This is a genomic window from Ursidibacter sp. B-7004-1 (genome assembly GCF_053654055.1).
In genome coordinates this window covers 25,781-46,873 of sequence record NZ_JBSIUP010000017.1, presented here as the reverse complement: position 1 = coordinate 46,873, position 21,093 = coordinate 25,781, and the positions used below count along the sequence as shown (strand labels likewise).

15 protein-coding genes, 4 tRNA genes and 2 riboswitches are annotated in these 21,093 nt (G+C 38.9%); of the genes, 10 read left to right on the top strand and 9 right to left on the bottom strand.

The window, feature by feature from the left end:
• Nucleotides 1-140 precede the first annotated feature (140 nt).
• Nucleotides 141-1,331, top strand: coding sequence for a tyrosine--tRNA ligase (gene tyrS / locus ACWIW0_RS07275; RefSeq protein ID WP_454446416.1), 1,191 nt, complete (start codon nt 141-143; stop codon nt 1,329-1,331).
• A 61-nt stretch (nt 1,332-1,392) separates the two neighbouring features.
• Here tyrS and ACWIW0_RS07270 read toward each other — a convergent pair whose 3' ends face one another.
• The 3 genes from ACWIW0_RS07270 to gltX form a co-directional block, all read right to left on the bottom strand.
• Nucleotides 1,393-2,751 (bottom strand): alanine/glycine:cation symporter family protein, encoded by a 1,359-nt coding sequence (locus ACWIW0_RS07270; RefSeq protein ID WP_454452788.1) that lies wholly within the window; start codon nt 2,749-2,751, stop codon nt 1,393-1,395.
• A gap of 153 nt (nt 2,752-2,904) precedes the next feature.
• Nucleotides 2,905-3,004: riboswitch (glycine riboswitch) on the bottom strand.
• 2 nt (nt 3,005-3,006) lie between these two features.
• Nucleotides 3,007-3,090, bottom strand: a riboswitch (glycine riboswitch).
• A 147-nt stretch (nt 3,091-3,237) separates the two neighbouring features.
• A tRNA-Ala gene (locus ACWIW0_RS07265) sits at nt 3,238-3,313 on the bottom strand.
• An 80-nt stretch (nt 3,314-3,393) separates the two neighbouring features.
• Entirely contained in the window at nt 3,394-4,833 is a 1,440-nt protein-coding gene (gene gltX, locus ACWIW0_RS07260) for a glutamate--tRNA ligase (protein ID WP_454452787.1), read from the bottom strand.
• Between the two features lie 191 nt (nt 4,834-5,024).
• Between gltX and ACWIW0_RS07255 the strand changes: the two genes are divergently transcribed.
• The 3 genes from ACWIW0_RS07255 to ACWIW0_RS07245 all read left to right on the top strand — a co-directional run bounded on the left by ACWIW0_RS07255 (nt 5,025) and on the right by ACWIW0_RS07245 (nt 5,335).
• Nucleotides 5,025-5,100 (top strand) — tRNA-Val (locus ACWIW0_RS07255).
• 49 nt (nt 5,101-5,149) lie between these two features.
• A tRNA-Val gene (locus ACWIW0_RS07250) sits at nt 5,150-5,225 on the top strand.
• 34 nt (nt 5,226-5,259) lie between these two features.
• A tRNA-Val gene (locus tag ACWIW0_RS07245) sits at nt 5,260-5,335 on the top strand.
• A gap of 208 nt (nt 5,336-5,543) precedes the next feature.
• On the opposite strand, the gene mfd is transcribed toward ACWIW0_RS07245, so the two are convergent.
• The 3 genes from mfd to gloA form a co-directional block, all read right to left on the bottom strand.
• Nucleotides 5,544-8,996 (bottom strand): transcription-repair coupling factor, encoded by a 3,453-nt coding sequence (gene mfd, locus ACWIW0_RS07240; RefSeq protein WP_454452786.1) that lies wholly within the window; start codon nt 8,994-8,996, stop codon nt 5,544-5,546.
• A 188-nt stretch (nt 8,997-9,184) separates the two neighbouring features.
• Complete coding sequence (gene rnt / locus ACWIW0_RS07235; RefSeq protein ID WP_454452785.1) at nt 9,185-9,826, bottom strand: ribonuclease T; 642 nt, start codon at nt 9,824-9,826, stop codon at nt 9,185-9,187.
• Between the two features lie 55 nt (nt 9,827-9,881).
• A complete protein-coding gene (gene gloA, locus ACWIW0_RS07230; RefSeq protein ID WP_454452784.1) occupies nt 9,882-10,286 on the bottom strand; it encodes a lactoylglutathione lyase in 405 nt (134 codons plus the stop codon).
• Nucleotides 10,287-10,378: 92 nt separating this feature from the next.
• Between gloA and ACWIW0_RS07225 the strand changes: the two genes are divergently transcribed.
• From ACWIW0_RS07225 to ACWIW0_RS07215, 3 genes are read left to right on the top strand one after another with little or no spacing between them, the layout of a single operon-like run.
• A complete protein-coding gene (locus tag ACWIW0_RS07225; RefSeq protein WP_454452783.1) occupies nt 10,379-11,191 on the top strand; it encodes a hypothetical protein in 813 nt (270 codons plus the stop codon).
• Between the two features lie 2 nt (nt 11,192-11,193).
• Nucleotides 11,194-13,905: a YdbH family protein gene (locus ACWIW0_RS07220; RefSeq protein WP_454452782.1), complete on the top strand. Its 2,712-nt coding sequence runs from the start codon at nt 11,194-11,196 to the stop codon at nt 13,903-13,905.
• Nucleotides 13,906-13,915: 10 nt separating this feature from the next.
• Nucleotides 13,916-14,131, top strand: coding sequence for a YnbE family lipoprotein (locus tag ACWIW0_RS07215; RefSeq protein ID WP_454452781.1), 216 nt, complete (start codon nt 13,916-13,918; stop codon nt 14,129-14,131).
• Nucleotides 14,132-14,168: 37 nt separating this feature from the next.
• Here ACWIW0_RS07215 and grcA read toward each other — a convergent pair whose 3' ends face one another.
• Nucleotides 14,169-14,552 carry an autonomous glycyl radical cofactor GrcA gene (gene grcA, locus ACWIW0_RS07210; protein WP_157395329.1) on the bottom strand — a complete coding sequence of 128 codons (384 nt, stop codon included), beginning with the start codon at nt 14,550-14,552 and terminating at the stop codon, nt 14,169-14,171.
• Between the two features lie 203 nt (nt 14,553-14,755).
• Between grcA and ung the strand changes: the two genes are divergently transcribed.
• The gene (gene ung / locus ACWIW0_RS07205; RefSeq protein WP_454452780.1) at nt 14,756-15,430 is read left to right on the top strand and encodes a uracil-DNA glycosylase; all 675 of its coding nucleotides are present in this window, start codon (nt 14,756-14,758) and stop codon (nt 15,428-15,430) included.
• Nucleotides 15,431-15,521: 91 nt separating this feature from the next.
• Here ung and proS read toward each other — a convergent pair whose 3' ends face one another.
• Nucleotides 15,522-17,237 carry a proline--tRNA ligase gene (proS, locus tag ACWIW0_RS07200; RefSeq protein WP_454452779.1) on the bottom strand — a complete coding sequence of 572 codons (1,716 nt, stop codon included), beginning with the start codon at nt 17,235-17,237 and terminating at the stop codon, nt 15,522-15,524.
• Between the two features lie 355 nt (nt 17,238-17,592).
• On the opposite strand from proS, the gene acpP reads away from it, so the two are divergent.
• Both acpP and rnr read left to right on the top strand, forming a co-directional pair.
• On the top strand, nt 17,593-17,823 hold the full coding sequence (gene acpP, locus ACWIW0_RS07195) for an acyl carrier protein (protein ID WP_006249478.1): 231 nt from the start codon (nt 17,593-17,595) through the stop codon (nt 17,821-17,823).
• 223 nt (nt 17,824-18,046) lie between these two features.
• Nucleotides 18,047-20,371: a ribonuclease R gene (rnr, locus tag ACWIW0_RS07190; RefSeq protein WP_454452778.1), complete on the top strand. Its 2,325-nt coding sequence runs from the start codon at nt 18,047-18,049 to the stop codon at nt 20,369-20,371.
• A gap of 200 nt (nt 20,372-20,571) precedes the next feature.
• Here the strand turns inward: rnr and ACWIW0_RS07185 are convergent, their stop codons facing one another.
• Nucleotides 20,572-21,057, bottom strand: coding sequence for a Dps family protein (locus tag ACWIW0_RS07185; protein WP_454446639.1), 486 nt, complete (start codon nt 21,055-21,057; stop codon nt 20,572-20,574).
• Between the last annotated feature and the right edge of the window lie 36 nt (nt 21,058-21,093).

The window sequence follows — 21,093 nt, the reverse complement described above, 5'->3', positions numbered from 1 at the left end:
CAAAAATAATAGGTAATCACTCCAACTCTTACGCCGTATTCCCCCACAAAGTACGGCGTTTTTTTTCGCCTTTTCTCTATGATTTTCTTTGCTTGTCGCTATAATACAACGATTCAATACTAGATTTATAAGGAAAGATAATGAGCCAATCTATCGAAAACATTGTTGCGGAACTAAAACGTGGTGTAGAAGATATTTATTCAGAAGCAGATTTAATTGAGAAGCTAAAAGAAAACCGCCCGTTACGTATTAAATTAGGGGCAGACCCAACCGCTCCTGATATTCACTTAGGGCATACCGTTGTTTTAAATAAATTACGCCAATTTCAATTACTTGGACACGAAGTTATATTTTTGATCGGTGATTTTACAGGAATGGTCGGCGATCCATCAGGCAAAAATAGCACGCGCCCACCATTAACTCGTGAAGATGTATTGCGTAATGCAGAAACCTACAAACAGCAAATTTTTAAAATTTTAGATCCACAAAAAACCCGTATTGTATTTAACTCTGAGTGGTTAGGGCAATTAGGTACAGAAGGAATGATCCGCCTTGCATCAAATTATACGGTAGCACGTATGTTGGAGCGTGATGATTTTAAAAAACGCTTTGGTAATAATCAGCCAATTGCTATTCACGAATTTATCTATCCACTATTGCAAGGGCACGATTCAGTTGCATTACAGGCAGATGTTGAATTAGGGGGAACAGACCAAACCTTTAACCTACTTATCGGACGTGAGTTACAAAAATCAGCAGGACAAAAACCGCAAGTCGCAATGACATTACCGCTATTAGTTGGGTTAGACGGCGAGAAAAAAATGTCAAAATCGCTTGGTAACTATATTGGTGTGACGGAAGCTGCAAATGAGATGTTTGGTAAAGTGATGTCTATTTCTGATGAATTGATGTGGGATTGGTATAATTTACTCTCTTTCCGTCCGTTAGATGAAATCGCACAGCTTAAAGCAGATGTCGCACAGGGTAAAAACCCAAGAGATGTGAAAATTCTACTTGCTAAAGAGATCATCGCACGTTTCCATTCAGAAGCCGATGCTGATGCTGCTGAACAAGAGTTTATTAACCGTTTCCAAAAAGGTGCTATACCAGATGAAATGCCAGAATTTACCTTTGAAGGTGAAATTGGTTTAGCTACGCTATTAAAAGAAGCGGGTTTAGTTTCTTCTACCTCAGAAGCCATTCGTTCAGCTCAACAAGGTGGCGTAAAAATTGATGGCGAGAAAGTTGAAGATGTCCGCCAAAATGCTCAACAAGGCACTTTTGTGTACCAAGTCGGTAAACGTAAGTTTGCTCGAGTGACAGTGAAGTAAATATTTTAGAGTGATGGGTAAGATGGTTGCTAATAATTAGTTATTGGCAACCATTTTATCTTTACATTACTTTTATTCGCTCAAAATAGCTCCGAGTTTCTGCAATAACAATATGGCGTAAACCAATTAAAGCGACTAAGTTAGGAAATGCCATTAAACCATTTACAATATCAGCGATTGCCCAAATCGTATTCAGATGAATAAAAGGTGCAACGGCTATCAATGTGATAAAGGCAATCCGATAGAATTTAATCCCTTTGGTTCGCCCCCCAACAAGATAGACAAAACAACGCTCGCCATAATAGCACCACCCCAAAATGGTTGTGAAAGCAAAGAAAATCAAACCAATAGTTACGATAACCGCTCCAACAGAACTAAATAGCCCTTGTGAAAAGGCAAGATTAGTTAGTTCTGCACCTTGTGCTGTTCCTTTCCAAGCTCCTGTTAGCACGATAACTAGACCTGTCATTGTACATACTATGATAGTATCTAAGAATGTACCAGTCATAGAGATAAGCCCTTGTCGTACAGGCTCTTTGGTTTGTGCCGCAGCAGCGGCAATTGGCGCACTACCAAGTCCAGCTTCATTGGAGAAGATGCCTCGGGCAACACCTGCTTGAATGGCTTGCATTACGCTAAAACCGACTACACCACCGATAGCTGATTCAGGGTTGAACGCAGAATGGACAATAAAAATCAGTGTGTCAGGAATTTTATCTGCATTGATAGAGAGTACAAGTATTGATGCCGCCACATAAGCAATCGCCATAAAAGGTACAATAACACTTGCGATTTTAGAGATTCGCTGTACCCCCCCTAACGTAATTGCAGCCACAATAAGCGTTAAAACAACAGCTGTGAGCAAAATCGGCAAGTCAAAAGTATCGTGTAAGGCTGTTGTAATACCGTTTACTTGTGGGAATGTTCCAATTCCAAAGAGTGCCACCATTACCCCAAAAAATGCGAAGGTTTTTGCTAACCATTTCCACTGTTTGCCCATTCCTAGTTCAATGTAATACATTGGGCCGCCAGCGATAAATCCATCTTTATCTTTGGTTCGGAATTTTACCGCTAACAAGCATTCGGCATATTTTGTCGCCATTCCAAATAAGGCGATTAGCCACATCCAGAAAATTGCCCCTGGTCCACCAGTTTGAATGGCTGTTGCAACGCCTACAATGTTACCTGTACCAATCGTTGCAGCAAGGGCAGTTGATAGTGCTGCAAAAGCAGAAATATCACCCGATTGATTATTGCCTTTTTCTCGGGTAAACATATAAACAAAAGCTCTAGGCAGATGAATAAATTGTAGAAATTTTAGTTTCAGTGTGAAGTAAATTCCCACCCCAGAAATCAGTAAAAGTAAGGGAATACCCCAAACAAAGCTATTGATTGTATTAAGAATTTGGTCGATTGACATTGAAAGTTCCTCGTAAAACAATTTACAAGGAAAGAAAAGCAAAGAAGGCAACAAGCGGTAACATTTCGCAAAAAATTTGCAAAATCGCACCGCTTATTGATATATCACTATACTCGATATGACCACATTAGGTATCTGATAGGTTACTTTTCTCCCCTGTCCTTTTGCCTGAGCGTTTCACGGCTTGTACCACTTGCGCCTTCGGCGTCCATTTTCCGTTTCTATTTCTTTACGGACTGGATCTCTCCAAGGGTTCGTCCAATAGCTGTCCTCGCTTTCGCACCTGAAAGAGTTTACCTCGTCGGTGTGGGGTTATCCCCACTCTCCAGCTATCTTCATCCGAACATCTCTTTATTAAAAGAGCGACAAATTTTAGCAATTCTTTTGGATTCGTCAATGGAAAAAGTGAGAGAAGATATAAGAAAAAAACCTTGCATTGCAAGGTTAGTAGGTAAATTTATGAATATTTAATATGTATTAGTAATTTGGTGGAGATAATCGGGATCGAACCGACGACCTCTTGAATGCCATTCAAGCGCTCTCCCAACTGAGCTATATCCCCAAACAGGAGGAATAATATGCTCTCACCTTTTTACTGTCAATCATAAAAATATAATCAAGGGTTGATTGTTTAAAAACTGACTAGTTATGAGCTTGGATAAATTCAATCGCTTTTTGAACACGAGCAAGCGTACGCTCTTTGCCCACTAATTTAGCAGTAATATCCATTGATGGTGATTGCCCAGAACCCGTTACTGCTAGGCGGAATGGCATTCCAACTTTTCCCATACCAATTTCAAGTTCTTGTGCGGTTTGATTCATTGCCTCGTGAATATTTTCAACCGTCCAGTCGTTACAAGCGGTGAGTTTTTCACTCAATTTTGCAAGTGGTGCAATCGCTTCAGCTTTAAAGTTTTTGGCAACCGCCTTTTCATCATAAGCAGTAAATTCTTCAAAGAAATAACGGCTTGCACTTGCCATCTCTTTTAAAGTCTTGCAACGCTCGCCCAGTACACTAACAATTTCAGCAAGAGCAGGGCCATTACTGTAATCAATGCCTTGCTGTTGCATATGCCATTCTAAGTATTTAGCAACATAGCTTGGCTCAAGAGTACGAATGTAGTGCTGATTTAACCATTGTAATTTTTCGGTATTAAAGGCACTGGCTGATTTGCTTACCGCTTCGAGATTGAATAGTTCAATCATTTCTTCACGAGAGAAAATTTCTTGATCGCCGTGTCCCCAGCCTAAGCGAACAAGGTAGTTATTGAGTGCTTCAGGTAAATAGCCATCATCACGATATTGCATCACTCCAACAGCCCCGTGACGTTTAGACAGTTTTTGTCCGTCATCACCCAAGATCATTGAAACGTGTGCATATACAGGAATTGGTGCGCCTAATGCTTTTAAAATATTAATTTGGCGAGGAGTATTGTTGATGTGATCTTCTCCACGCACAACGTGCGTGATTCCCATATCCCAGTCATCAACAACAACACAGAAGTTGTAAGTTGGCGAACCGTCAGTGCGACGAATGATCAAATCGTCTAGCTCACTGTTACTGATCTCAATACGCCCACGCACTGCATCATCAAAGATAACAGAACCTTCCGTTGGGTTTTTAAAACGAACAACGTGTGGAGCATTTATATCCGCTGGTGTATTGTGTACACAGTAACGGTCATAGCGTGGTTTTTCTTTATTACTTTCTTGTTCTGCACGTAATGTTTCTAAACGTTCTTTTGTGCAGTAGCAACGGTATGCTAAGCCTTGCTCAATCATTTGATCAATAACTTGATTATAACGATCGAAACGTTTGGTTTGATAATAAGGACCATGCTCCCATTCTAAATTTAGCCATTCCATACCTTCTAAAATGGCTTGGGTCGCTTCAGGGGTAGAACGTTCTAAATCAGTATCTTCAATACGTAATACAAATTCGCCTTGATTATGTTTGGCATATAACCAAGAGTAAAGGGCTGTTCTCGCTCCCCCAACGTGTAAATAACCTGTTGGACTTGGTGCAAAGCGGGTACGAACTTTCACATTTGGATCTAATGGGAAAAGGGTTTCAATTTTCATTCTCTATCCTAATTCAATTTTTTAGCAAAAAACTTAGCTATTTTACTCTTATGATCGGGGAATAGTAGTGAAAATTTAGTATTTTGGGCGAAAAAATCATCGAACAAGTAATATTTTGCAAAAATTGTTTGACGATAATTTTAAGATCCCTATAATGCCACTCCGCAACGCACTGTTGCACAGTTTGAAAAGGGCGATTAGCTCAGTTGGGAGAGCACCTCCCTTACAAGGAGGGGGTCACTGGTTCGAGACCGGTATCGCCCACCACTTTTTAAGTGCCAACCTTTTAAACATTCCCTTGATTTAAGTCTCAAGTGGGCGATTAGCTCAGTTGGGAGAGCACCTCCCTTACAAGGAGGGGGTCACTGGTTCGAGACCGGTATCGCCCACCACTTAGACTTAAAATCTAAACTTCATATCTATGAAGGGCGATTAGCTCAGTTGGGAGAGCACCTCCCTTACAAGGAGGGGGTCACTGGTTCGAGACCGGTATCGCCCACCATTACTCAGAATTTATTATAATTGCTATAATCTATCACACCTCACATTCACTAGGTGAGATAAACTTATCAGGTAGATAAATAACTATTTTCTCCCACCATTATGCCTCTTTCGCATAGTAGACAAAAGTGTTAACAAGAAAATAAAAAAGTTAGTAAGAATCGGTAAAATAATTATTACCAACTTTTTGCCATATATGTCTGTATTTATTACCTTGCAATATCTTCCAATAATGCTCCAACAAATTCCAATCTTTCCGAACTCATTTCAAGTGCTTTACTAAAACGGAACTTATGTGGTCCATCAAATTTATAGGTTTGTTTATCTGATTGAATAAGTGTTAAGAACTTCATCGGATCAGGTTGAGCCGTTGGTTTAAATTCCAAATAGCCACCATTGATACCTGCATCAACTTTTTTCAGCCCTAACGTTTTTGCTAGATGACGTAATTGTGTAATTTGAAATAAATTTTTCGTGGCTTCAGGCAGTAAACCAAAGCGATCGATCAATTCAATTTTAAGATCTTTTAGCCCTTCCACATTTTCACAACTTGCGATACGTTTATAGAAAGACAAACGCATATTAACATCAGGCACATAGTCATCAGGGAGTAACGCTGGCACTCGTAGCTCGATCTCAACTTGTTGTTGAGTAATTTCATCTAAAGTCGGTTCACGCCCTTCTTGCAGGGCTTTTACGGCACTCTCAAGCAAGTCCATATAGAGCGAAAAGCCAATAGATTCAATCTGCCCGCTCTGCTCACTTCCGAGTAATTCACCTGCACCACGAATTTCTAAATCGTGGGTCGCCAACACAAAACCTGCCCCCAGATTATCAATGCTACTCATTGCTTCCAAGCGTTGCTGTGCATCTTTGGTTAATGTTTTCGGGTGTGGCGTTAGCATATAAGCATAGGCTTGATGATGAGAACGCCCAACACGTCCACGCAATTGGTGTAACTGTGCAAGTCCGAACTTATCTGCTCGTTCAATAATAATGGTATTCGCTGTTGGAACATCAATCCCTGTTTCAATAATGGTTGAGCAAACCAACAGATTAAAACGCTGATGATAGAAATCAGACATTACTCGCTCTAAATCACGCTCTCTCATTTGCCCGTGTCCAATCACAATTCGTGCTTCAGGCACAAGCTCTGATAGTTTTTGAGCTGTATTTTCGATAGTCGCAACGTCATTATGTAGATAATAAACTTGTCCGCCACGCAGAATTTCACGCAAAATCGCTTCTCGAATAAGCAGATCATCACTTTGTCTGACAAAGGTTTTAATCGACAAACGACGGGCAGGCGGGCTGGCAATAATGGAGAGATCTCGCATTCCATTTAATGCCATATTTAAGGTTCTAGGGATAGGTGTCGCAGTGAGCGTTAAAATATCCACATTCGCTCTTAGCTGTTTAATTCGCTCTTTTTGACGAACCCCAAAGCGATGCTCTTCATCAATAACTAACAAGCCTAAATCTCGGAACTGCACATCATCTTGTAATAACTTATGCGTACCAACCAAAATATCGACTTTACCTTCGGCTGTTCGCTCTAAAATCTCTTTTTGTTCTTTTGCTGTTTTAAAACGAGATAATACTTCAACATTAACAGGCTGATTTGCAAAGCGATCTTTAAAATTTTCATAATGTTGCTGTGCTAACAACGTAGTAGGGGCAAGAATAGCAACTTGTTTTTGGTTCATTACCGCTAAAAAAGTCGCTCGCATTGCTACTTCTGTTTTACCAAAACCAACATCACCACACACCAAACGATCCATTGCTTTCGGTAAACACATATCACTAATTACCGCATTGATCGCTATTTTCTGATCTTCAGTTTCTTCAAACGGGAAAGTTGCACTAAATTGCTGAAAAGCCTCTCGATCATATTGAAATGCAAAGCCTTTTTGAGATTCACGTTTGGCATACACATCAAGCAATTCGGCAGCGACATCACGAATTTTCTCAGCAGCTTTCTGACGTGTTTTCGCCCACGCTTCACTGCCTAATTTATGTAAAGGAGCGGTTTCATCAGCACCGCCAATATAACGGCTAATCAGGTGCAATGAGGCAACAGGCACATATAATTTGGCATCATTAGCATAATTTAACACTAGATATTCTGCTTTAATACCACCTGCATCTAAAGTGGTTAGCCCCGCATAACGCCCAACTCCATTTTCTAAATGTACAACGGCTTGCCCTATTTTCAGCTCTGCCAGATTACGAATTAAGGTATCGGGATTAACGGTTTTTCGTTGTTTCTCTCGGCTACGGTTCTGTTGAACTTTTTCGCCAAGCAGATCCGTTTCGCAAATGATTGCAAGAATCTCACCGCTTGCTTGTTCGATCATAAATCCTTGATCTAAATTCCCGATCATCAAATTAAACGGATCTGACACTTGCTCTAGCTTTTTAATTTGCTTAGGTTTAATACCCAGTGGCGAAAGTAGCTCTAATAAGGTTTCCCTTCTACCTTCCGTTTCGACTGAAAAGAGTATCTGCCCCGTTAGCTTTTGGCAAAATTGCTGAAATTGAGCAAAAGGCTCTTTACTGCTCGATTGAATCGCAATATCAGGCAAAGGTTGTAAATTGGCATTCTGTTTTGCCGTAGATTTTCTGACTTTCTCGCTGGTTAAACTCAAGCGTGGATAACGTTTAAGCTGTTGATTTATTTCATCAATCGCAAACCATAACTTATTTGGTGTAAGCAATGGACGCATTGGATCAACTCTACGGCTTTCATAACGCTGTTCAGTATCCCGATAAAACTGCTCTGCCTTAGCTTGAATATCATTGAAAGTAATGAACAACGTATTTTCAGGCAAGTAATCAAATAAACTTGCCATTTGCTCAAAAAAGAGCGGTTGCCAATACTCAATACCAGCATTCAAAATACCTTTACTGACTTGCTGATAAATATGCTCTGGCTCTCGGCGAATTTCACCAAACAGCTCTCTAAACTGACCGCGAAAAAACTCAATGCCTTTGCTGTCAGTCGGAAATTCGTGAGCAGGCAATAAATTGATTTCTGCAATCTCGGCAATAGTGCGTTGATTATCCACATCAAAAGTACGAATTGAATCAATTTCATCATCAAAAAAATCTAAGCGATAAGGTTGCTCTGCCCCCATAGGATAGAGATCAAGCAATGCCCCACGCACAGCATATTCACCATATTCTAAAACTTGCTCGACAGCTCGATACCCCGCATTTTCAAGTTGTAAGCGTAATTTCTCAATCGAAAATGTATCGCCTTTTTTGATCAATAGCACGTTGTTCGCCAAATAACTTGGCGGACACACCTTTTGCAATAACGTATTTATCGGCAACAATAAAATCTGTTTTCTGCCTTGTTGTAATTGGAAAAGAGCAGAAAGACGAGCTGAAATAATATCTTGATGGGGCGAAAAATTATCATAAGGCAAAGTTTCCCAATCAGGGAAAAGCTGCACTGGTAATGACGTAAATTGCGATAAACTTTTTTCTAAACGGAGTGCTGTGCGAGTATCGGGCGTAACCACCACACTCACACCTTGAAACTGCTCACTCGCCTCAGAGATAGCAAGTGTGTCTGAATGCCCCACAAGATTACCTAAAGTTTGGTGATCTTGATGGGTGCTGTCTATTTTGGGTAAGGTAAATTGAAGTAATGACATAAGCGGTTTGATTGATGTGAAAAGGTGTAATTTTAGTATTAAATGAGCAATTTATAGTAAATAAATCACCTAGTACTTTCAGTAAAACCTGCTACGAATAAATGATTCATAACAATTTTTATTTTCATAGAGATATTAATGATAATTTTTAGCAAAATTATAGTTAACGGAAAGCACTGAATATTCATCTACTTAAACCCACCCAAATCTTTTAGTTTATTAACCATTGTACAGAAAAGCTCAGCGGTACGCTCTGTGTCGTATAAAGCGGAATGAGCCTGTTTACCATCGAAAGGAATTTGTGCCATTTGGCAAGCTTTTACCAAAACAGTTTGCCCATACATAAAACCTGCAAGGGTTGCAGTATCAAACATTGCAAAAGGGTGAAAAGGATCGCGTTTTGCATTGATTCGTTTTACTGCTGCTTGTAAAAATGCTTGGTCAAAGGCTGCATTATGTGCCACGATAACTGCTCGTTGGCAACCATTGTCCTTTACTGCCTTTCTAATCATTTTAAACATTTCAGGAATAGCAATTATCTCAGGTATCGCACCACGTTCAGGGTTATCAATATCAATACCATTAACTTTCAACGACTCTGGGTTAATATTTGCCCCTTCAAAAGGTTGAATATGACAATGGAATTTTTCATCAAGTTGTAGATAGCCTTGTTCGTCCATTTTTAAGGTAATAGCGGCAATTTCAAGTAAGGCATCTGTTTGTGCATTTAGCCCTGCGGTTTCAACATCAATTACGACGGGCAAATAACCACGAAAGCGGTTTTTTAATAATCGATAATCTTGTGCTTGGTTATCAGTTTGTGTTGTCATTGTGGTAAAAATAGAAAGGTGGGGAAATCCCACCTAAAATTAAATGGAAATATAATTAACCTAGTGCCTTTTGAGCATCTTTATTTTCAATAAATTCGATTTTATAGCCATCAGGATCTTCAACAAAGGCGATAATCGTCTTTCCGCCTAACACTGGACCTGCTTCACGAGTCACTTTTCCACCTGCTTGGCGAACAGCCTCAACCGTTGCATAAATATCATCAACACCTAACGCAATATGCCCGTAAGCTGTGCCTAATTCGTAGCTTTCTACGCCCCAGTTATACGTTAATTCAATCACTGCACTTTCACTCTCATCAGCGTAGCCTAAAAAAGCTAAGGTATATTTATATTGTTTATTCTCGCTAGTGCGAAGTAAACGCATTCCAAGTACTTCCGTATAGAACTTAATTGAACGTTCTAAATTCCCCACGCGTAACATTGTATGTAAAATTCGCATATAACACCTCGTAAAAATAGAAAAAAGGTCGGCTATTATGGCATAATCTCAGACTAAAATCATTTTTCATCAATCTATTTCTTAAAGATATTATGTCGCACGATCACAACTCCGCTAAATTTGAAACGGCAACTTATGCCTTATTACCTGTAATGCTAATGGTATTTATAGAAATGTGTCTTAATCATTTCTTTGCACCGCAAAATGCCATTTTTATTTCGCCTTACTTATTAGCCTTTTTTGTTTGCGTCATCATCAGTTTTATTGTGCTATGGAAAGGGCAAATCTGCCCAGGGCAGAAAGGGCGTTTAACCTTTGTATTGCCTTTTTTATTGGTGTTTGCTTTAGGGAATTTTTTATATACATTAGGTTTTACCCCTAAACATTCACCAATGTTAATTCCAATGTCTGCATCATTATTCCTGCCTTTTATTTACTGGAAATTGCCTGATGATGAAAAGCTCCACAACACAATGATTTTTTGTGGACTTGCCATTGCAGGCATTGGAATCATTCAATATTTAGCTATCTATTGGTATGAACTACCTTCACTATTTAACGGTATCCGAGCAAATAACTTTGCCCAGCTTTTATTAGGTATTTTATTGGCAGGTTGGTATTTGGTATTAGCAAAAAGCCGATTAGAAGGATTTTTAAAATTATTAGTTCTTCTTGCATTGGTTGCTTTAGTCTTTAATTATCTTTGGACTGCATTTGTGCTATACCAACAGCTACAAATTATGCCTGAGATGGTTACTTACCCTTATTTTATTTTCTTTGGGGTGCAATTTGTCATTTTTGCAATGTTAGCTTGGCTACTACTTGCAAAAAATATTAAAAATCCAACCGCTTGGACGGTTGCGACCTTTTTAGCAATGTTATATCCATTTACGAATATTCTTTAACGATGATCCGCCGAACGTTATTGATTTTAGCGACACTGTTTGCAATTCTACTTGCAAGCGGTGTCGCTTTGATAAGTGGCGGTCGCTTGGCACATACAATAAACTGGGTATTGCCAACAGATTGGAAAGTTGAAATCCCCCAAGGATTTCATACTGATTGGCGTGGTACGTCTCTTGATCACTTTTCACTTTCCTATCAACAATGTCCTATTCTGACGACTAATGGATTTAAACTGCAATGGACGGAGCAACAGCATATTCAGTTTGAAAAAGCGATTATTGACTATCATTGCTTATCTTTGTTACCTAAAGAAGAAAATAGCACATCAAGTGAATTTTCACTGAGTGAGTTGTTCCCTTTACTACCGAATGGAACTGTAAACATTCAACAATTGATTTGGGAAAATTTACCTGCCGATCTACCGCATCGAGCCAATGCGTTATTACTTCAACCTACATCAGTAAAAGTTGCAAAAGTTGAGCAACAACTCACTGCGTCTATCCATAACCAAGCGGTAAGATTATCGGCACAATTTGCAAAAGGCGAATTAACAGGTGATCTTCATTATTCACCAAGTGATAAAGAACAGCACCAACTTAATTTTTCCACTCAGCTCCAAGATTTAACACCGCTTCCTTCGGTTTTGTCTATTCACTACCGTTGGAAACTACCTGATGATGTAATTACAGACAAAGCCTTGCAACAGGGTTTTAGCCAGTTGGAATGGCAGAAAGAAAGCAATCATTTACTTGGTTCATTCAAACTGCAATCAACAAATTTTCCTGAAAATAAACTCGCTTTTCCATTTCGCATAGAAAATGGCAGCCTTGCGATTGAGCAAGGGCGTTTTGATTGGGTAATGAGTGAAGATTTTCCCCTGCGTGGTTTTCTTACCACCCGAATTAGCCCAAATGAGCTGAACATAGAAAACCTTTTTCCAATCAAAACCGCCATAAGAATTAGTTTATTGTCAGAAAATGCTAAAGGAAAAGGCAATGTGGTGATCAGTAGCCCTGAAGGCGAATTGCAAAAAACTAGCCTTAAACTACCGCTTCAAATTACAGGAAATGTTAAGCAAGGCAATTTTATTTTATATAGTGCAGTGCCAATGGAATTAAACGGTGAATATTCAGATTTAACCCTACGCTTTCTACCATCTGCATTATTACGTCTAACAGGTACAGAACGTTTTTTAACGATTCACGATTTACGTTTTCCATTGGCAGGATTGCAACTAAATAAATATGGTTTAACAGGGCGATTACACGCTATTTTTCGTGGAGAAAGCCCTGATTTTAAGAATATAGAACTCCATTTAGATGGCTTTGCACGCAATTTTAAAATGGGAGCATTGCAGGTTTTCCAAGACCCAAACGAGATTGATGCTGTCGTTGATCGCTGGCAATGGAAATTATGGGGAACATCACAGCTCAATGCATTTAAAACACCGTTAAACATTGTAGGGCGTGGAAACTGGCATCGCAATTTAGTGGAATTATCCGAATTTAATAGCATTCTCGGCAAAATTCAGCAAAATGGCGTACTCATTCCCCATTTAACACTCAATTTAACCGAACCAATCCAGTTTGCCTATGAACAATTTCATCTAAATGGTGGGGTAAAATTGATTGCTCCCAAAGCACAATTTAGCTACGGTGGAGAATTAGAAAAACTAAGTGCTACATTAAATGTAGAAGGTGAAGTAGAAAATTTACGGCTAAAAGGCGAAGTCAGTGCAGGTAAACTTGGGCCTATTCGTCTTTTTGCTCGCAGGCAATTAACTGAAAAATCCAGTGAATTGATTGGTCGATTATATTGGTCGGAACAACCCGCTAATGTATTCCAACCGCTTTTGCCATTTCGTTCCAACTGGGTAATTACTAACGGCACAATTCGTGGTGAAACCGCTTTTAGTGCAACTGCGGATAAAGGGCTGATTGCTGGAGGGCATTTTGCGATTCGCAATGGTGCTGTGTCATTGCCTGACGGCGAATTAAAAGGCATTGAATTTTCTCTCCCTTACCAATATCAACATAATCAAGTAAATATTGGTGCAAAGCGAGCATTAGATGTCAGCATTGCAGAAATCAATGTCGGCATTCCGCTTACTAATGCCAAAATGAAAGTACAGGGGCATTATCCCTACACAAAAAAATATCCGCTTTTCTTACGAGAACTCTCATTTAATCTCTTAGGGGGAAATTTACATATTGAACGTTTTGCTCTGCCTCAAACCCAAATTGCCTATGTAAAATTAACTGGGATTGATTTTGCGGAAATATTATCTCTAGCCCAATATCATCAGCTGAATTTACAGGGCAGGGCGAATGCTATATTACCTTTTTGGCTAAGTGGAAAACCTTGCTATATTTGTGATGGTAGTTTTACACAAGCTTCCCCATCTCACTTAAAATTTAGCCCAGAGCTTTTAGAGGCAATGAAACAAAGTGGCTATACCGAACAAATTCTCACTTACTTGGTCAATGATAGTCATATTGACGAACTGGAAGCCAAGATCACTCTCTCCACAGAAGGTAATATGCACTTAAAAACTGCATTAAAAATGCACTTGGCAGAATATCAAAAAGCGAAAATAAACCTGAATTATCAACATCAAGAAAATCTGTTTGATCTCTGGAAACTAATCAATTATGGTTCACAAGTCGAACAAAATATTGAGCATTCAATTTACCAACAATTAGATAAACGCTAATGGGAAGAAAATGATACGAACCTTATTTTTTGCAATATGTTGCTACTATCTCACCGCTTGCACCCCAAAAATCCAGCTAGAAACACCAGAGGAAGGGATCACGATCAATATGAATGTGGTTGTTGATCATAAAATTGAAGTTTCAATGGACGAAAAATCCCGAGCAGTTATAAAAACGGTAGATAAGGCTGAAAATACAGAAAAAGGATCAAGGGGTAAAAAATAAAAGCACCCTTGTGAGTGCTTTTATCGTCAAATATAAATTATAAACTTTCTGTGAAAGTACGAGTGATTACATCACGTTGTTGTTCTGGAGTTAATGAATTGAAACGAACTGCATAACCTGAAACACGAATAGTTAATTGTGGGTATTTTTCAGGGTTTTTAACCGCATCTTCTAATGTTTCACGACGTAATACATTTACGTTTAAGTGCTGACCGCCTTCTACTTTGATAGTTGGCGCTACGTTTACTGGCACTTCACGATATGCGATTTGACCTAATTCGCTGATTGCAACGATTTGATCTTCTTTGAAATCACCTTTAGCAACTAAGCAACGAGCTTCATTTTTTTCTTCGTCTAATAACCAGAAAGAATTTAATAAGTTGCTGTTTGCTGATTCAGTAATTTGTACACCTTTGATCATTTGAGACTCCTAATAAGAAAATTAAGCAATAAATTACAAAAAAATTTGAATATTTCAAAAATTTTTGAGTATTCTAACTGCTATTCAGCAAAAAGCGAGAAATATTTGCTTATTTTTTGATAAAATTAAACTTATAGCTTAAATAACAAGCATATTTTAACAACTAAAATTGATTATTAACTATTCATTAACAAGGAATAATGATGAAAACGTGGAAAGAAGCCATTGGCGAAGAAAAAGAACAAGATTACTTTCAGCATATTTTGCAGTACGTCTATCAAGAACGCTCGGCAGGGAAGATCATTTACCCTCCCCAAAATGAAGTGTTTAATGCTTTTGCTTTAACTGAATTTTCGGATGTTAAAGTTGTTATTCTAGGACAAGACCCTTATCACAATGTAAATCAAGCACACGGGCTATCTTTTTCCGTTAAACCTGGTGTTGCTCCCCCACCATCACTCGTCAATATATATAAAGAGTTAGCTCAAGATGTTGCTTTCCAAATTCCTAAACACGGTTATTTAGTCGATTGGGCAAAACAAGGGGTGCTATTGTTAAACACCGTATTAACCGTAGAACACGGAAAAGCACATTCACACGCCAATATCGGTTGGGAACGCTTTACAGATAAAGTTATTGCACAATTAAATCAACATAGAGAGCATCTTGTATTCTTACTTTGGGGAAGCCACGCACAGAAGAAAGGACAATTTATTGATCGAACTCGTCATTGTGTTCTAACTGCACCACACCCATCGCCATTATCTGCTCATCGTGGTTTTTTAGGCTGTAAACATTTCTCTCAAACTAATCATTATTTACACCAACAAGGATTAACAGCAATAGATTGGCAATTGCCATTGGTGATAAGCGGTTAGGTCAGTATTTTGGTGTAGTGGACAAAATCAGTATCTATCTTGTTCATTACACCAATTTTTAAGAAATCCTACCTGTCTAGCACACATCAAATTAGATTTTAATTTGCGAGTGTAGAAAAGCGAGCAGTTGATCTTTGTTAATCATCTGTTTTTCACCCGTACGGCGGTTTTTATATTCAATTTCACCGTTCTCTAGGTTTTTCTCGCCAATCACCACCATATGTGGCACACCAATCAACTCCATATCAGCAAACATTACACCAGGGCGTTCTTTACGATCATCAAAAATAACATCAACACCTTGGATGCGTAAGGTTTTGTACAACTCTTCCGCAAAGGCTTGAACTTTCTCTGATTTATGCATATTCATCGGAACAACCGCTACGGTGAACGGTGCAATTGCATCTGTTGGCCAAATAATACCGCGTTCATCGTGATGTTGTTCAATAGCAGCAGCGACAACACGAGTTACTCCGATACCATAACACCCCATAATCATCGTTTGTGGACGTCCATCTTCGCCTTGTACAGTCGCTTTCATTGCCTCTGAATATTTTGTACCAAGTTGGAAGATATGTCCCACTTCAATACCACGCTTGATGAGTAATGTCCCTTTACCATCTGGGCTTGGATCACCCTCTACAACATTACGCAAATCAGCTACTTTTGGTAAGGCGACATCACGTTCCCAGTTGATGTTGAAATAGTGTTTTCCATCAATATTCGCCCCTGCACTAAAATCATTCATAATGGCAACACTTCTATCAATAATCACTGGAATATTAAGATTGACAGGGCCTAACGAGCCAACACCAGCACCGATTTTGGCTTTGATTTCTGCTTCATCAGCAAACTCAAAGGGTTCTGCAACTTCTGCTAATTTTTCTGCTTTAATTTCATTCAAATCGTGATCGCCACGAATGACTAATGCAACTAATGGATTTTCTTCACTTGCCCCTTTTACAATCAGCGTTTTCACCGTTTTTTCGACAGGTAAGTTAAACTGTTCAACTAATTCATTGATCGTTTTTGCATTTGGTGTATCCACTAATTGCAACTCAGCAGTTGGTGCTTGGCGTTCGCCAACAGCAATCGCTTCTGCCAGTTCAATGTTGGCGGCGTAATCAGATTCTGTTGAGAATACCACATCATCTTCTCCGCTTGCCGCTAATACTTGGAATTCGTGAGATGCAGATCCACCAATTGAACCTGTATCGGCAGCAACAGGGCGGAAATCTAAGCCTAAACGCGTAAAAATGTTGCTATATGTTTGGTGCATTACATCATAAGTTTCTTGTAATGATTCTTTGGTCGTGTGGAAAGAATAAGCATCTTTCATCAAAAATTCACGTCCACGCATTACTCCAAAACGCGGGCGAACTTCATCGCGGAATTTGGTTTGGATTTGATATAAATTGAGTGGTAACTGTTTATAAGAACTCACTTCACGACGAACTAAATCGGTAATAACTTCTTCGTGTGTTGGGCCTAATACAAACGGGCGATCACCACGATCTTTAAAACGCAGTAGTTCAGGGCCATAATCTTCCCAACGTTCTGATTCGATCCACAAGTCCGCAGGTTGTACCACAGGCATTTCAACTTCTAATGCCCCACTTTTATTCATCTCTTCACGAATAATATTTTCAACTTTCTTTAATACACGCAAACCCGTTGGAAGCCAGTTATATAAGCCTGAAGCAAGCGGGCGGATCATTCCTGCTCGGAGCATTAGTTGATGGCTCACGACTTGAGCATCATTTGGTGTTTCTTTGAGTGTAGAAAATAAATATTGGCTGGTACGCATTGTTTTATCCTATCTTTATAATTTTTAAATATGAAAATCTTGCTATTGTAGAGATCAACAGCCATTCAGGAAAGCATAAGCGGTAAGATTTTTGCAAAAATTTGCAAAATTTCTTAAAAATTTCACCGCTTGTTTGATGAAATTCAATCTCAGGCTAAAATCGGCTATGGATAAACCCTATTCATAGTGTTAAAATCCATCTTGCTTTTTGCTTTATGAAAGCAAAACAATGGTTCAAGTGTATAAGAAAACTCAAGGCTGGTTTGACTTCTCATAAAAAGGTTGAATTTATACGAATTTTCTTTACACTATACAACTCTCGCACTTAAGCGAATTCACAAATAGGAAACACAAAATGAGCATTGAAGAACGCGTAAAAAAAATCATCGTTGATCAACTTGGCGCAAAAGCAGAAGATGTTAAACCTGAAGCTTCTTTCATCGAAGATTTAGGCGCAGACTCTCTTGATACCGTAGAGTTAGTGATGGCTTTAGAAGAAGAATTCGATATCGAAATTCCTGATGAAGAAGCAGAAAAAATCACAACTGTACAATCTGCGATTGATTACGTTCAAAACAATCAATAAGATTTGTTCTTGAGAGGCGACATTTAGTCGCCTTTTTATTTCGTTAGCTGACTATCACGTCCTTCTCTCCGTTATATCCTATCTAGCTTTAATTTAACCTTTGTAATTTTGCATACATCATTGAACCTGAATAAGTTTTGTCTTATTCACAAATTTAATCATAAACAAACAGAATAAAAATAAGGCAAATGCCTTCCTTAAACATATAAGAGAAAAATAAAAAATGAAACAAGATCCAAATTATCAACAAGAATTAGAAAAATATGAAAACCCTGTACCAAGCAGGGAGTTTATTTTACAAACAATCCGAAATTACGATGCACCAATGAGTAAAGAAGAGCTACTTGCCACCTTTAACATTGATGATGAAGATCGCCAAGAAGCCATTCGCCGTCGATTACGAGCAATGGAAAATGATGGACAATTAGTTTTTACTAAACGCCGCCGTTACGCCTTACCTGAAAAGATGGATTTATTAAAAGGAATGGTTATCGGGCATCGTGATGGTTATGGCTTTTTACAAGTAGAAGGTGATGACGATTGGTTTATTCCAAATAACCAAATGGTGCGTGTATTACACGGAGATTTCGTCCTTGCACAACCTAACGGAACAGATCGCCGTGGTCGTAAAGAAGTTCGTATTGTACGAGTATTAGAAGCTCGCAAAAAACAGATTGTCGGAAGATTTTTCACTGAGTCAGGGATCAATTATGTTGTTCCTGATGATAGTCGTATTCAGCACGATATTCTCATTCCTGAAGATCAGCGTCTTGGGGCAAGAATGGGACAAGTAGTAGTTGTGGAATTACAACCACGCAAAGCTGATTTTAAACGCCCTGTGGGCTTTATTACTGAAATTTTAGGCGATAACCTTGCACCTGGTATGGAAATTGAGATTGCCTTACGCAATCACGAAATTCCACATATTTGGAGTGAAGGTGTTGAAAAACAGATCCGCCAATTTAGTGAAGAAGTCCCCGAAGAAGCCAAACAAGGTAGAGTGGACTTACGCCATCTTCCCCTTGTAACGATTGATGGTGAAAGTGCTAGAGATTTTGACGATGCTGTTTTCTGCCAACGAGAAGAAAATGGTTGGCGTTTGTGGGTGGCGATTGCTGATGTCAGTTACTATGTTCGCCCGAAAACGGCACTTGATTTAGAAGCTCAACAACGTGGGAACTCTGTTTATTTTCCAAATAGAGTGATCCCAATGTTACCTGAAGTATTATCGAATGGGTTGTGTTCACTTAATCCACAAGTGGATCGTTTATGCTTGGTGGCAGAAATGCAAGTATCCGATGCAGGACAATTAGGTGATTTCCAATTTTATGAAGCGGTGATGAATTCTCACGCTCGCCTAACTTATACGAAAGTATGGCATATTTTGGAAGGAAATGAAGCATTAAGAGAGCGTTACTCTGCTCTTGTCCCCCATTTAGAAGAGTTACATAAAATGTACCAAGTGCTTGTTGATGCTCGCCAAAAACGTGGTGCGATTGAATTTGAAACCATTGAAAATCAGTTTATTTTCAATCCACAAGGGCGTATTGAACGCATTGAGCCAGTTATTCGTAATGATGCTCATAAAATTATTGAAGAATGTATGATCCTTGCCAACATTGCTGCTGCTCGTTTTGTCGAGAAAGCTGATGAGCCTTCGCTCTATCGTATTCACGCTCAACCAAGTGAAGAAAAATTGACAAGCTTCCGTACATTCTTAAAAGAATGTGGACTCTTTTTAGATGGTGGGTTAAGTCCAACACCAAAAGACTACGCTAAATTACTGGATACAGTTAAAGAGCGTCCAGATAAAGAACTCATTCAAACGATGTTATTGCGTTCATTAAAACAGGCAATTTATTCCCCTGATAACGAAGGGCATTTTGGCTTAGCTTTAACGGAATATGCTCACTTTACTTCACCAATTCGCCGTTATCCTGATTTATTGCTACATCGTGCGATTAAGTATTTAATCGAAAAACAGCAGGGCAATACTCGCCATTACACCAATGGCGGTGGATATCACTATAAGCTGGACGATATGGATCAATTCGGGGAAAAATGCTCTGCCACTGAGCGTAGAGCAGACGACGCAACCCGAGAAGTTGCAGATTGGCTGAAATGTGAATATATGCAAGATCATATTGGCGAAGAATTTATGGGCGTTATTTCAAGCGTAACGGGCTTTGGACTATTTGTTAAACTCAATGAATTACTGATTGATGGCTTGGTTCATATTTCAAGCCTAGATAATGGGTACTACCACTTTGATAGCGACCGCCAACGCCTTGTAGGTGCTAATGGTGTAATGTATCGTTTAGGCGATCCCGTAAAAGTGCGTGTTATCGGAGTGAACTTAGATGATAAAAAAATTGATTTTGCTTTGACAACTAGCTTACGCAAACCCAAAGCAGCAGGTAAAACCGCAAAACAAAGAGCGAAAAAAGGAGAGCCAGTCTTTAAAGAGATCGCAACGATAAAAAAGGTATCTAAAAAGAAAACGGCTAAAAAGAAGAAAGCAACAACTAGTAAAGCGAAAAGAAGATAAGTAAGCGGGGGCTTTTCACAAAAATTTACAAAAATAGATTCTTGGCTAGGTTGCTGACAAACCTTATGAATACCCCATTTTATTTCGGTATCATTTTTGGTAGAGCTGCAACCATTTCACTGTCTTTCTAATATAAAAAAGTGCGTTAAGACCTTATAGTACAAGGATTTAACGCACTTTTTTGAAAAATGAATAAAAAACTATTGTTGGCAAACACCACAAGTTGCAGCAGCAGAGAACATCCAAACAAGTTTCTCTTGTTCTTTGATGTAGTCGCTCATTTGTGATGCTGTACCTTCGTCATCTAATTCATTTGCGAAAGTTAAGATTTCACGTTGTTGTTTTAATAACGTTTTTAAACCTTCAACTGTACCAGTTAAGCATTGTTGTGCAGAGCTAATACCAATATGCTCTTCAATTTGTGATTCTTTTAAGTATTGGCTGAATGCATTAGCTGGAACGTGACCTAAAGTTAAGATACGCTCTGCGATTTCATCTACTTTTACTACTAAATCATCATAGATTTCTTCAAATTTAGCGTGTAATTCAAAGAAACTAACACCTTTGATGTTCCAGTGGTAACCACGCACGTTTGTATAAAATACTTGGTAGCTTGCTAATAATTTATTAAGTTCTGCAGCTAATTTTTCAGATGATGCAACATTTAAACCGATTGAATTTGTCATTACTTTTCTCCTATATGTGTAACTGAATTATTTCAA